Source organism: Phytoactinopolyspora mesophila (assembly GCF_010122465.1).
Classification (GTDB): domain Bacteria; phylum Actinomycetota; class Actinomycetes; order Jiangellales; family Jiangellaceae; genus Phytoactinopolyspora; species Phytoactinopolyspora mesophila.
In genome coordinates this window covers 270,377-284,072 of the sequence record NZ_WLZY01000003.1, presented here as the reverse complement: position 1 = coordinate 284,072, position 13,696 = coordinate 270,377, and the positions used below count along the sequence as shown (strand labels likewise).

General features: G+C 63.8%; 9 protein-coding genes. All 9 read left to right on the top strand.

What is annotated here, in order from left to right; genetic code table 11:
* The first annotated feature begins 20 nt into the window (after positions 1–20).
* The 9 genes from secE to F7O44_RS11085 all read left to right on the top strand — a co-directional run bounded on the left by secE (position 21) and on the right by F7O44_RS11085 (position 13,549).
* A complete protein-coding gene (secE, locus tag F7O44_RS31060; protein ID WP_162450310.1) occupies positions 21–269 on the top strand; it encodes a preprotein translocase subunit SecE in 249 nt (82 codons plus the stop codon).
* 9 nt (positions 270–278) lie between these two features.
* Entirely contained in the window at positions 279–1,100 is an 822-nt protein-coding gene (gene nusG / locus F7O44_RS11120; RefSeq protein ID WP_162450309.1) for a transcription termination/antitermination protein NusG, read from the top strand.
* Between the two features lie 77 nt (positions 1,101–1,177).
* Complete coding sequence (gene rplK / locus F7O44_RS11115) at positions 1,178–1,606, top strand: 50S ribosomal protein L11 (RefSeq protein ID WP_162450308.1); 429 nt, start codon at positions 1,178–1,180, stop codon at positions 1,604–1,606.
* A gap of 102 nt (positions 1,607–1,708) precedes the next feature.
* On the top strand, positions 1,709–2,419 hold the full coding sequence (gene rplA, locus F7O44_RS11110) for a 50S ribosomal protein L1 (protein WP_162450307.1): 711 nt from the start codon (positions 1,709–1,711) through the stop codon (positions 2,417–2,419).
* Between the two features lie 54 nt (positions 2,420–2,473).
* Entirely contained in the window at positions 2,474–4,258 is a 1,785-nt protein-coding gene (locus F7O44_RS11105; protein WP_162450306.1) for an alpha/beta hydrolase, read from the top strand.
* A gap of 410 nt (positions 4,259–4,668) precedes the next feature.
* Positions 4,669–5,217: a 50S ribosomal protein L10 gene (gene rplJ, locus F7O44_RS11100; RefSeq protein ID WP_162450305.1), complete on the top strand. Its 549-nt coding sequence runs from the start codon at positions 4,669–4,671 to the stop codon at positions 5,215–5,217.
* A 57-nt stretch (positions 5,218–5,274) separates the two neighbouring features.
* A complete protein-coding gene (gene rplL, locus F7O44_RS11095; protein WP_162450304.1) occupies positions 5,275–5,664 on the top strand; it encodes a 50S ribosomal protein L7/L12 in 390 nt (129 codons plus the stop codon).
* A gap of 406 nt (positions 5,665–6,070) precedes the next feature.
* Positions 6,071–9,538: a DNA-directed RNA polymerase subunit beta gene (gene rpoB, locus F7O44_RS11090; RefSeq protein WP_246220955.1), complete on the top strand. Its 3,468-nt coding sequence runs from the start codon at positions 6,071–6,073 to the stop codon at positions 9,536–9,538.
* A 99-nt stretch (positions 9,539–9,637) separates the two neighbouring features.
* Positions 9,638–13,549, top strand: coding sequence for a DNA-directed RNA polymerase subunit beta' (locus F7O44_RS11085; protein WP_162450303.1), 3,912 nt, complete (start codon positions 9,638–9,640; stop codon positions 13,547–13,549).
* Positions 13,550–13,696 lie beyond the last annotated feature (147 nt).

Sequence of the window (13,696 nt, the reverse complement as noted above, 5' to 3'; positions counted from 1 at the left end):
AGTATCAAGTGAGGTAGCACGTGACGGAGACGAGCGGCCAGACCGCGACACCCGATCGCCCGCGCCCGCCAAGGCGACGTGGGCCGATCTCGAGGTTGTCGCTCTGGGTTCGGCAGGTAGTGGCCGAGCTCCGCAAGGTCGTCTACCCGACCAGGCCACAGCTCATGACGTACACCGCGGTGGTTCTGGTGTTCGTCGCGATCATGATCGCTATCGTCTCTATGCTCGACCTGGGCTTCGGCTGGGCGATGTTCGAGATTTTCGGCTGAGCCGCGCCAATGTCCAGTAGCTACCAGGAGGAAGAAGTCCGCACCGTGTCCGAACAGCAGACCCCCCTCGATGAGGCTTCCGCAGTGGAGCCAGAGCGGGCGATGAACGACGAGACCGAATCCGCTGTGGCCGACGACGCCACTGACGAGATCCACGGTGCTGAAGAGACCGGCGAGGCTGAGGACGCCGCGGAGGCGGAAGGGCCTACCGACGCCGAAGTGCCTGGCGCGGCGGATGCCGAGGCGAGTCCGCTTGAAGAGTTCCGGCGCGCTTTGCGGGCCAAGCCCGGCGAATGGTTCGTGATCCAGACGTACTCCGGGATGGAGAACCGCGTCCGGCTCAACCTGGAGAACCGGATCAGCAGCCTCAACATGGAAGAACACATCTTCGAGGTCGTCGTGCCCACCGAAGAGGTGGCAGAGATCAAGGGTGGCCAGCGCCGGATGGTGAAGCGTAACCGTTTCCCTGGTTACGTGCTGGTCCGCATGGAGATGACCGACGAGTCCTGGGCCGCCGTGCGGCACACGCCGGCCGTCACCGGCTTCGTCGGCCATGGCAACCAGCCGCTGCCATTGACGCTGGACGAGGTTGAGCGCTGGCTTGCCCCCAAGATCGAAGAGCCGGCGAAGCAGCCTGACGAGAAGAAGCCGGTCGCTGTGCTCGACTTCGAGGTTGGCGACTCGGTGATGGTGGTCGACGGGCCGTTCGCGACGTTGCACGCGACTATCAACGAGATCAACGCCGACTCGCAGAAGGTAAAGGGCCTGGTGGAGATCTTCGGCCGGGAGACGCCGGTCGAACTCTCGTTCAGCCAGATCCAGAAGCTGTGACGGCGTCCGCGATTGCGGCACATCGATCACGAACACATCCCGACCCACTACACGAGACGACGAGGACTGCGAAGAAGATGCCCGCGAAGAAGAAGGTCGCTGGCCTGATCAAGCTCCAGATCCAGGCCGGTCAGGCGACACCCGCGCCCCCGGTTGGCCCAGCACTCGGCCAGCACGGCGTGAACATCATGGAGTTTTGCAAGGCCTACAACGCCGCCACCGAGAGCCAGCGTGGCAACGTCATTCCGGTGGAGATCACCGTGTACGAGGACCGCTCGTTCACGTTCGTCACCAAGACACCGCCGGCTGCCACCTTGATTCTCAAGGCTGCCGGAGTCGAGAAAGGCTCTAGTGAGCCGCACCGCGTCAAGGTGGCGAGCATCAGCCGCGATCAGGTCCGTGCCATCGCGGAGCAGAAGCTCGAGGACCTGAACGCCAACGATCTCGACGCGGCGGAGAAGATCATCGCTGGAACGGCGCGCCAGATGGGCGTCGACGTCAAGTAAACAGTAGTCCGCCGGCCCGGCTCTGGTGAGCCGTGATCCGGCCCGTGGAAGGGCAGCGCTTGCCCGCACCACACCCTCTCGAATCACTCCAAGGAGAGACAGATGAAGCGCAGCAAGGCATATCGGGCAGCGGTTGAGAAGATCGACCACAACCGGCTCTACCCCGCCGCCGAAGCCGTCCGGCTGGTCAAGGAGACCTCGCCCACGAAGTACGACGCCACCGTCGAGGTCGCTCTGCGGCTCGGCGTCGACCCTCGTAAGGCCGACGAGATGGTCCGCGGCACAGTCAACCTCCCGCACGGCACCGGTAAGACCGCCAAGGTCCTGGTCTTCGCCGTGGGAGCCAAGGCGCAGGAGGCGACCGACGCCGGCGCCGACATCGTCGGCAGCGACGAACTGATCGAAGAGGTCCAGGGCGGCCGGCTCGACTTCGACGCCGTCGTGGCTACACCGGACCTGATGGGCAAGGTCGGCCGTCTGGGCCGGGTCCTCGGCCCCCGTGGTCTCATGCCGAACCCCAAGACCGGAACCGTCACCATGGACGTGGCGAAGGCTGTGTCGGACATCAAGGGCGGCAAGATCGAGTTCCGCGTCGATCGCCACGCGAATCTCCATTTTGTGATCGGCAAGGTGTCCTTCACTCAAGAAGCCCTGGTGGAGAACTACTCGGCGGCTCTCGACGAGATCAATCGGCTCAAGCCGTCGTCCTCCAAGGGCCGTTACATCAAGAAGGCGACCATGACGTCCACCATGGGTCCGGGCATCCCCCTGGATCCGGGCAAGGTGCGCGCCGTCGACTCAGCCGGTGTGTAGGAGGGTATTTTTCACCCTCAGGGATGAGCAGGCCGCGGAGATTGCTGTGCTGGGATGGCTGTCATGTCCATGATGGCCGCGTTGGCCGAAAGGGCGGCCCCGATTCGTCGTGGGCTGCCCGCCGTGCAGAGGACGGCCTCTGCTGTCCGGCAGGTGCCGGTCCTCGGCCGGGTCATTGACTGGCTACGGCTCGATTTCGCGGGTTCGGTGGTCGGGACCTTCTTCTTCTGCTGGTCGCTGACGCCCTCGTTGCTGCCTCGCATCTGGTTCTACCAGGCATTGGTCACAGGTGTGACCGCGGCTGCCGGTTACGCGATCGGCAGCTTGATCGGCGTGCTTGTCCGGTTCATTTACCGAAGGGTCCGGCGCGGTCACAGGTTGTCCCGACGGACCGTGGTAACCGCGTGGACGATCTTCGGGGTCGTGGGTACCTGCTCCGCTACGTGGTACCTGTTCGGCTCGGCCCGATGGCAGAGCGACTTGCGTGAGCTGATGAACGTGGACAGCCCGCGCTTGATCCACTATGTCCTGATCTTGATCGTCTCGTTCATCATCTTCACGGCCTTCCTCGCTCTGGGAAGGCTGCTCCGCGGTGCTTCACGCTGGCTCGGTAGCCATCTGGCACGGTGGGTGCCGATACCGGTAGCGGTTGTCACCTCCGCACTGGTCGTGGCCGGGATCGCGATCTGGTCGTGGACAGGATTGTTCTATCCATGGATGCTCGGCGTGGCCAACAATGCGTTCGCGGCCATCAACCAGGAGACCGAGGCAGGCGAGCGCCCGCCGGCCATCACCACACATGCGGGCGGGCCAGGGTCACTCGTGACATGGGACTCACTGGGCCGCAAAGGCCGTGAGTTCATCTCGGACGGTCCAACAGCCGAGGACCTCGAAGCGTTCAGCAATCGACCGGCTCTGGACCCGGTCAGGACCTATATCGGCCTGGATTCTGCCGAGACACTGGCCGGGCTGGCCTCACTGGCGATCCGGGAGCTGGAGCGGGCCGGCGGCTTCGAGCGTGAGGTTCTCGTCGTGGTGACCGCCACCGGTACCGGTTGGGTCGACGAGGCCGCGGCTGATGCATTGGAGTACCTGTACAACGGGGATACGGCGATCGTCTCGATCCAATACTCTTATCTGCCCAGCTGGCTCTCCTTCCTGGCTGATCACGAACAAGTCGATATCGCCGGCCAAGAGTTGTTCGACGCCGTGTACGAACGTTGGTCACGGCTGCCCGAGGCCGACCGCCCCAGGTTGGTGGTTTATGGCGAGAGCTTTGGCGCGGTAGGCAGCGTGGCCGCGTTCGATGATCTCGATGATCTAGTGGCCAAGGTCGACGGCGCGTTGTGGGTCGGGTCGCCCGAGTGGCATCCGCTGCGGGAATATGTGACCGAGAACCGGGATCCGGGGAGTCATGAACGGTTGCCGGTCTATCGAGGCGGGGAGACCGTCCGGTTCTGGGGCGGTTGGCTGGAACCCCTTAATGTCTCCGACTGGGAGCCGCCGCGGGTGCTGTTCCTTCAGCACGCCTCCGATCCGGTGTCCTTCTGGTCACCTGAACTGATCTGGTCACAGCCGGACTGGATGCGCGAGCCGGAGGGACCTGACGTCCTCCCGCACCTCAACTGGTATCCGTTCGTGACGTTCTGGCAGCTGACCGCCGACATGGCGGTTTCGGCACTCATGCCGGAGGGACACGCGCACAACTACGGTGGTGAGTTGGTCGACGCTTGGCTGAAGGTTGTACCGCCGGATTACGACTGGCCGGAGGAGCGCCTCGAAGAGCTTCGCGAGATGGTGCAGTCGTTCGATCTCGACGACGAGGGCCGGCTCTGGTAGAAGGCGCCTTCGCAGTGGATTGGGAACCCCGGCCCCGCCGTCAACTCCCGGTGATCGTGAGCGGATTTTAGCTGCTCTCCGATGCTCTTTGCCCTGATTTGTGCCGTCACCAGCAGCTAAAATCCGCTCACGATCACCGGGGAGAGTGCCAGTTTGGTGATGCGGGCAGCGAGGCCGTAGCATGGTGCCTGCCGAAGACCGCCGGTTTCACGCCGCAAGGCATGACGAAGGTCCCGCATCCATGCGGGCGGCCCGCGCAGGTACGTAAGACGAAGCGCCGTGTGTGTCACGGCCTCCGCCCCGTGCCCTGCGCCGGGGCGCTTTTCATGTGCAGGACGTCGCCATGCGGGCAGACGTTGCCGGTGGGCCCTCGGAATCAACACGCCCATCCGTACGTCATAAGGAGTCCCATGGCGAGGCCTGACAAGGCAGCCACGGTCACCGAACTGGCCGAGGAGTTCCGCAGTTCCTCCGCCGTCGTCCTGACCGAGTATCGCGGTCTCTCCGTCAAGGAGTTGACGGAACTCCGCCGTTCGCTCGGCGGGAATGCGTCGTACGCCGTGGTGAAGAACACCCTGACCAAGCTCGCGGCCAAAGAGGCCGGCGTGCAGGGCATCGAGGAACACCTCTCGGGCCCGTCGGCCATCGCCTTCGTGAAGGGCGACGCGGTCGAGGTCGCCAAGGGTTTGCGCGACTTCGCCAAGAACCATCCTGTGCTCACGGTGAAGGGTGGCCTGTTCGACGGCCAGCCGTTCACCGCTGACGAGTTCAAGAAGCTCGCCGATCTCGAGTCGCGCGAGGTTCTGCTGGCCAAGCTGGCCGGCGCGATGAAGGCGTCCATGCAGAACGCGGTGTCGCTGTTCGCCGCACCGCTGTCCCAGACGGCTCGTGTGGTCGATGCGCTTCGCCAGAAGGTCGAAGCGAGCGGCGGCGCCACCACGGACCAGAACGAGGGCTAACCCGCCTAGCCCGATCCATCCGGCACGCAGCCGAATTACCAGAAAGGAACCGCCACCATGGCGAAGCTCAACACCGACGAGCTCCTGGATGCCTTCAAGGAGATGTCCTTGATCGAGCTTTCGGAGTTCGTGAAGAAGTTCGAGGAGACCTTCGAGGTCACCGCGGCTGCTCCGGTTGCCGTTGCGGCAGCTGGCGGCGCGCCCGCCGGTGGCGAAGCCGAAGCCGAAGCCGAGCAGGACGAGTTCGACGTCATCCTCGAGTCGGCCGGCGACAAGAAGATCCAGGTCATCAAGGAGGTCCGTGGGCTGACGTCCCTCGGCCTCAAGGAGGCCAAGGACCTCGTCGAAGGTGCGCCCAAGCCGCTGCTCGAGAAGGTCAACAAGGAAGCTGCCGAGAAGGCCAAGGAGGCCCTCGAGGCCGCCGGTGCCAGCGTGAGCATCAAGTAAGAGCTCGCTTATCGAGCGCGGAGCGGTGCCGGCGTCCGGGACGCCAGATCCTGGGACGCCGGCACCGTTCTTTGTGCTCAGGCACGACTTCGGTGGTGAGGACCCGGTGAGTTGGCTCGCCGGGTCCTTGCCCATTTTTCGGACATATCGAACCGCTGGTCACGGGTATATCGCCGCGTCGGTGCTTGACGTGAGCGATACGTCCGGGAGATCCTTCTTAATGAAGTCAAGCAAGATAGGAAGCGTCCTGAACGAGCGATGGGCCGCCACTCGACAGCAGTGAGCCTTTTAGGCTAGACTGCGACTTTGCGCTGTCCGCTGCCCTGTCGCCCGTATGGGGTTGAGGTCTGCGCACCAAACGATTGACTCGACTTAATCCGACCGTGTGCCCTCGGAAGGACCCCTGTTGGCCGTCACGCCTAGCACCCCAAAGTTCACCAACGGTTCCCGCCGAATCTCTTTTGCCAAGCTCAGAGAGCCTCTTGAAGTTCCGAGTCTCCTTGCTCTGCAGGTCGATAGCTTCGACTGGCTGCTCGGCAACTCGCGCTGGCAAGCGCGTGTCGCCGCCGCGGAAGCAGAAGGCCGCCAAGACATCAGCACCACGTCTGGGCTTCAAGAGATTCTAGACGAGATCAGTCCCATCGAGGACTTCTCCGGCACCATGTCGCTCTCGTTCTCGAACCCGAGATTCGAAGACCCCAAGAACACCATCGACGAATGCAAGATGCGTGACTTCACGTACTCTGCGCCGCTCTTCGTCACCGCCGAGTTCATCAACAACGAGACTGGCGAGATCAAGTCCCAGACGGTGTTCATGGGCGACTTCCCGCTGATGACCCCCAAGGGGACGTTCATCATCAACGGCACTGAGCGCGTCGTTGTCTCCCAGCTGGTCCGTTCTCCCGGCGTCTACTTCGAGCGTTCGCTCGACAAGACGTCGGATCGCGACATCTATACGGCCAAGATCATCCCGTCTCGCGGTGCTTGGCTCGAGTTCGAGGTCGACAAGCGCGACACCGTCGGTGTCCGGCTCGACCGCAAGCGCAAGCAGAACGTCACGGTGATGCTCAAGGCCCTTGGGTGGACCAATGAGCAGATTCTCGAAGAGTTCGGCGACTACGAGTCGATGCGCTCCACGCTCGAGAAGGACCACACCACGACGCAAGAAGAAGCGCTGCTCGACATCTACCGCAAGATGCGTCCGGGTGAGCCCCCGACGCGTGAAGCAGCTCAGCAGTTGCTGGAGAACGCCTACTTCAACCCGAAGCGTTACGACCTCGCGAAGGTCGGCCGGTACAAGCTGAACAAGAAGCTCGGTCTCGATCTCGCGCTCGGCCAGAACACCATCACGCTCGACGACGTCATCTCGACGCTGCGCTACCTGGTACGCCTGCATGCCGGTGAAGAGGAGATGCCCGGGGTCGATGGCGAGGTCCGCGTCGAGACGGATGAGATCGACCACTTCGGTAACCGCCGTATTCGTACGGTGGGCGAGCTTATCCAGAACCAGGTGCGTACCGGGTTGTCGAGGATGGAGCGCGTGGTCCGCGAACGCATGACCACGCAGGACGTCGAGGCGATCACGCCGCAGACGCTGATCAACATCCGGCCGGTCGTCGCCGCGATCAAGGAGTTCTTCGGGACTTCCCAGCTGTCGCAGTTCATGGACCAGACCAACCCGTTGGCCGGACTGACCCACAAGCGCCGGCTGAACTCGCTCGGACCGGGTGGTCTTTCTCGTGAGCGGGCCGGCATGGAGGTTCGTGACGTCCACCCCTCGCATTACGGCCGGATGTGCCCCATCGAGACCCCTGAGGGGCCGAACATCGGTCTCATCGGCTCGCTGGCCACATACGGGCGGATCAACGCGTTCGGGTTCGTCGAGACGCCGTACCGCCGGGTGCGCAACGGCGTCGTCACCGACGAGATCGAGTACCTCAGTGCCGACGTCGAGGATCACAACGTCATCGCGCAGGCGAACGAGCCGTTGACCGATGACGGGCATTTCGTCGCCGATCGGGTGCTCGTCCGCAAGCGTGGTGGCGAGGTCGAGCTGGTCACGGGTGACGAGGTCGACTTCATGGACGTCTCGCCCCGGCAGATGGTCTCGGTCGCCACCGCGATGATCCCGTTCCTGGAGCACGACGACGCGAACCGCGCGCTCATGGGTTCCAACATGCAGCGTCAGGCCGTGCCGTTGCTCCGTGCGGAATCGCCGCTGGTCGGTACCGGCATGGAGCACCGTGCCGCTGTCGATGCGGGTGAGGTCGTCGTGGCCGAGAAGGCCGGCGTGGTCTCCGAGGTCTCGGCCGATTACGTCACGATCATGGCCGACGACGGCACGTACCAGACGTACCAGTTGGCGAAGTACCGCCGGTCCAACGCGGGTACGTGCATCAATCAGAAGCCGATAGTCAACGAGTCCGACCGGATCGAGGCCGGCGACGTGATCGCCGACGGACCGTCCACCGACAACGGTGAGATGGCGCTCGGCAAGAACCTGCTGGTCGCGTTCATGCCCTGGGAAGGGCAGAACTACGAGGACGCGATCCTGCTGTCCCAGCGCTTGATTGAGGAAGACGTCCTCACCTCGATCAAGATCGAAGAGCACGAGGTCGATGCTCGCGACACGAAGCTGGGCCCCGAGGAGATCACCAGGGACATTCCCAACGTCTCCGAAGAGGTGCTCGCCGATCTCGACGAGCGCGGCATCATCCGGATCGGCGCGGAGGTCACCAACGGTGACATCCTGGTCGGCAAGGTCACCCCGAAGGGCGAGACCGAGCTGACTCCGGAGGAGCGCCTGCTCCGGGCCATCTTCGGTGAAAAGGCTCGTGAGGTGCGGGACACCTCGTTGAAGGTGCCCCACGGCGAGTCCGGAAAGGTCATCGGCGTCCGGTTGTTCGATCGTGACGAGGGCGACGAGCTTCCCCCGGGCGTCAACCAGCTGGTCCGGGTGTACATCGCCCAGATGCGGAAGATTCAGGACGGCGACAAGCTCGCCGGCCGGCACGGCAACAAGGGCGTCATCTCCAAGATCCTCCCGGTCGAGGACATGCCGTTCCTCGAGGACGGCACTCCGGTCGACATCGTTCTGAATCCGCTCGGTGTGCCGAGCCGGATGAACCTCGGCCAGGTGATGGAGACCCACCTCGGATGGGTGGCACAGACCGGTTGGAAGGTCGAAGGCGAAGACGAAGAGTGGAAGCAGCGGCTGAGCGAGATCGGTGTCACAGAAGCGCCACCGGTCACGAAGGTTGCGACTCCGGTCTTCGACGGTGCTCGTGAGGACGAGATCGCCGGACTGCTCGAATCGACCTTGCCCAACCGTGATGGCAAGCAGATGGTCGGGGGTGACGGTAAGGCCCGGCTGATCGACGGCAGGTCCGGTGAACCGTTCCCGGATCCAGTGGCCGTCGGCTACCTGTACATGCTCAAGCTCAACCACCACGTGGACGACAAGATCCACGCTCGCTCCACCGGCCCGTACTCGATGATCACACAGCAGCCGCTGGGTGGTAAGGCGCAGTTCGGTGGGCAGCGATTCGGTGAGATGGAGGTCTGGGCGTTGCAGGCCTACGGCGCCGCGTATGCGCTGCGGGAGCTGCTGACGATCAAGTCCGACGACATTCTCGGCCGAGTCAAGGTATACGAGGCGATCGTCAAGGGCGAGAACATTCCGGAGGCAGGTATTCCGGAATCGTTCAAGGTGCTCATCAAAGAGATGCAGTCGCTGTGTCTCAATGTCGAGGTCCTCTCGAGTGACGGCACACAGATCGAGATGCGCGACAGCGACGAGGACGTGTTCCGCGCCGCTGAAGAGCTCGGTATCGACCTGTCGCGGCGAGAGCCGAGCAGCGTCGAAGAGGTATGAGGTGGCTAGTGGCCTGCACGCTTCATGGCAGGCCACTAGACCTCTGGAGCCCGACGTACTCGCATTCGGAACACAGACTGATCTGAGAGAAGGAACCACGTGCTCGACGTCAATTTCTTCGACGAGCTGCGCATTGGCCTTGCTACCGCGGAGAGCATCCGCGACTGGTCGCATGGTGAGGTCAAGAAGCCGGAAACCATCAATTACCGCACGCTCAAGCCTGAGAAGGATGGGCTCTTCTGTGAGAAGATCTTCGGTCCCACCCGGGACTGGGAGTGCTACTGCGGCAAGTACAAGCGGGTCCGCTTCAAGGGGATCATTTGTGAGCGCTGTGGCGTCGAGGTCACTCGTGCCAAGGTGCGCCGGGAGCGGATGGGCCACATCGAGCTCGCCGCGCCGGTCACTCACATCTGGTACTTCAAGGGCGTGCCGTCGCGGCTTGGGTACTTGCTCGACTTGGCGCCGAAGGATCTCGAGAAGGTCATTTACTTCGCCGCCTACATGATCACCTGGGTCGACGAGGAAGCCCGGCACCGTGACCTGTCGTCGCTCGAAGGTCAGATCGATGTCGAGCGCAAGCAGATCGAACAGCGTCGCGACTCCGACATCGAGACGCGAGCCAAGAAGCTCGAAGCCGATCTCGCTGAACTGCAGGCCGAGGGCGCGAAGGGCGATGTCCGCCGCAAGGTCAAGGAGTCGGCCGAGCGCGAGATGAGCCAGCTACGCAAGCGCGCCGACGCTGAGCTGGACCGGCTGAATGCCGTCTGGGACCGCTTCCGCAACCTCAAGGTTCAAGACCTCGAGGGCGACGAGATGCTGTACCGCGAGATGCGGGACCGCTTCGGGACGTACTTCCGCGGCGGCATGGGTGCCCAGGCCATCAAGGAGCGACTCGACCACTTCGATCTCGACGCGGAGGCTGAGAAGCTGCGCGAGGTCATCCGCAGCGGCAAGGGCCAGAAGAAGACCCGTGCCCTCAAGCGGCTGAAGGTGGTCTCGCCGTTCCTGACCACCCGGAACGATCCCCGGGGGATGGTGCTCGACGCCGTCCCGGTCATGCCGCCGGACCTGCGCCCGATGGTGCAGCTCGACGGTGGCCGGTTCGCCACGAGCGACCTCAACGACCTCTACCGTAGGGTGATCAACCGGAACAACCGCCTCAAGCGGCTGCTTGACCTCGGCGCTCCCGAGATCATCGTCAACAACGAGAAGCGGATGCTGCAAGAGTCCGTGGACGCGTTGTTCGACAACGGCCGCCGGGGTCGCCCGGTCACCGGTCCGGGTAACCGGCCGTTGAAGTCGATCTCCGACATGCTCAAGGGTAAGCAGGGCCGGTTCCGGCAGAACCTGCTCGGTAAGCGAGTCGACTACTCCGGTCGTTCGGTGATCGTGGTCGGTCCGCAGCTGAAGCTGCACCAGTGTGGTCTGCCGAAGGGCATGGCGATTGAGCTGTTCAAGCCATTCGTCATGAAGCGGCTGGTTGACCTCTCGCATGCGCAGAACATCAAGAGCGCCAAGCGGATGGTGGAGCGAGCGCGTCCGGTGGTGTGGGATGTCCTCGAGGAGGTCATCGCCGAGCACCCCGTGCTGCTCAACCGAGCTCCTACGCTGCACCGTCTGGGCATTCAGGCTTTCGAGCCGCAGTTGGTCGAAGGCAAGGCGATTCAGATTCACCCGCTCGTCTGCACCGCGTTCAACGCGGACTTCGATGGTGACCAGATGGCGGTTCACCTGCCGCTGTCAGCCGAGGCTCAGGCCGAGGCCCGGGTGCTGATGCTCTCGAGCAACAACATCCTCAAGCCCGCCGACGGGCGCCCGGTCACCATGCCGACGCAGGACATGGTCCTGGGTATCTATGTGCTGACCACCCAGACCGAAGGCCTTGTGGGCGAAGGCCGGGCCTTCTCGTCGGTCGCCGAGGCAGTCAGCGCATTCGACAAGGGTGAACTGGCCTTGCAGGCGCCGATCACCATCAGGCTGACTGACACCGTCCCACCGCTTGGGTGGGAAGCCCCGGAGGGCTGGGAGCCTGGTCAGCCGGTGACGCTGAGCACCACGCTCGGACGGGCCATGTTCAACGAGGCTCTGCCCGCGGACTACTCGTTCGTCAACGAGATGATCGAGAAGCGCAAGCTGGGAGAGATCGTCAACGACCTCGCCGAGCGTTACCAGAAGGTCGAGGTCGGCTACACCCTCGATGCGCTGAAGGACCTGGGCTTCTACTGGGCGACCCGGTCCGGAGTCACGGTGTCGGTCGACGACGTCATCACGCCGCCGTCCAAGCAGCAGATCCTTGAGGAGTTCGAAGGCAAGGCCGAGAAGGTCGAGCGGAACTTCAGCCGGGGTGTCATCTCCGACGGTGAGCGTCGTGAAGAGCTCATCGACATCTGGACCGACGCGACCAACCGGGTCGACGAGGCGATGCGTGAGGCCTTCACGCCGGACAACTCCATCCACCGGATGGTGCACTCCGGCGCTCGTGGCAACTGGATGCAGATCCGGCAGCTGGCCGGTATGCGCGGACTGGTCGCGAACCCGAAGGGTGAGACCATCCCGCGGCCGATCAAGTCCAGCTTCCGTGAGGGTCTGTCGGTGCTGGAGTTCTTCATCTCCACCCACGGTGCGCGTAAGGGTCTGGCTGACACCGCGCTGCGTACAGCCGACTCCGGATATCTGACCCGGCGCTTGGTCGATGTCTCACAGGACGTGATCGTCCGGGAGATCGACTGCGGCACCGAGCGCGGGCTGATGCTGCCGATCGCTTCGCCGGACGCCAACGGCAACCTCAAGGTCGAAGAGCTGGTCGAGACCTCGGTCTACGCGCGCTCACTGGCCGAGGACGCCAAGGATCCGGACGGTAAGACGGTGGCCACGGCCGGCGACGACGTCGGTGACGTCGAGATCCGGCGGCTCGCCGAGGCCGGAGTCGAACAGGTGCGGGTACGTAGCGTGCTCACCTGCGAGAGCAAGACCGGGGTCTGTGCGATGTGCTACGGGCGGTCGCTGGCCAGTGGCAAGCTCGTCGACGTCGGTGAGGCCGTCGGTATCATCGCGGCGCAGTCGATCGGTGAGCCTGGCACGCAGCTGACCATGCGGACCTTCCACACCGGTGGTGTCGCTGGTGAGGACATCACCCACGGTCTGCCGCGTGTGGTCGAGCTCTTCGAGGCGCGTGCCCCGAAGGGCAAGGCGCCTATCGCAGAGGTCTCCGGTCGTGTTCGCATCGAGGAAGACGGCAAGGGAGCGCGGGTCGTCATCGTGCCGGACGACGGCACGGACGAGCAGAGCTTCCCGATCAGCCGGCGTGTGTACGAATGGAGCAACCGTCGTGCGCCCGGGATCGCTCAGTGGCGTGTGCAAGATGGCGACCACATCGAGGTCGGTGAGCTGTTGCATTCCGGCACTGCCGATCCGCACGACATCCTGCGGGTGCTGGGCCAGCGGGCGGTGCAGATCTTCCTGACTGATCAGGTGCAGGAGGTCTACCGGTCGCAGGGTGTGTCGATCCACGACAAGCACATCGAGATCATCGTGCGGCAGATGCTGCGCCGGATCACCGTGCTGGAAAGCGGTGAGACGGACCTGCTGCCGGGTGAGCTCGTCGAGCGCGCGCGCTTCGAGGAGGAGAACCGGCGGGTGGTGGCCGAGAGCACGCAGCCGGCGTCCGGCCGTCCGCAGTTGATGGGTATCACCAAGGCGTCGCTTGCGACCGACTCGTGGCTGTCCGCCGCCTCGTTCCAGGAGACGACCCGGGTGCTGACCGAGGCCGCGATCAACGCCAAGTCCGATCCTCTGATCGGTCTGAAGGAGAACGTCATTCTCGGTAAGCTCATCCCGGCCGGCACGGGCTTGGCCCGTTACCGCAACCTGCGGGTGGAGCCCACCGAAGAAGCCAAGGCGGCCATGTATTCGATGGTCGATTACGGCGCTGACTACTCTGAGTACCAGTTCGGTCAAGGTTCCGGCGAAGCGGTCCGGCTCGAAGACTACGACTTCGGCTCGTTCGGCTGACACTAGTGTCGGTCGCCAGGCAGCTGCTATGGTCAAAGCGGAGGCACCCCCTTTTGTGCCTCCGCTTTGACCTGGGGCTGCCCGAGCGGGTAGTCTCACTCTTCGTGCCTGGAGTCCACCGGGCCACCTTGTCTGCCTACAGCGGGC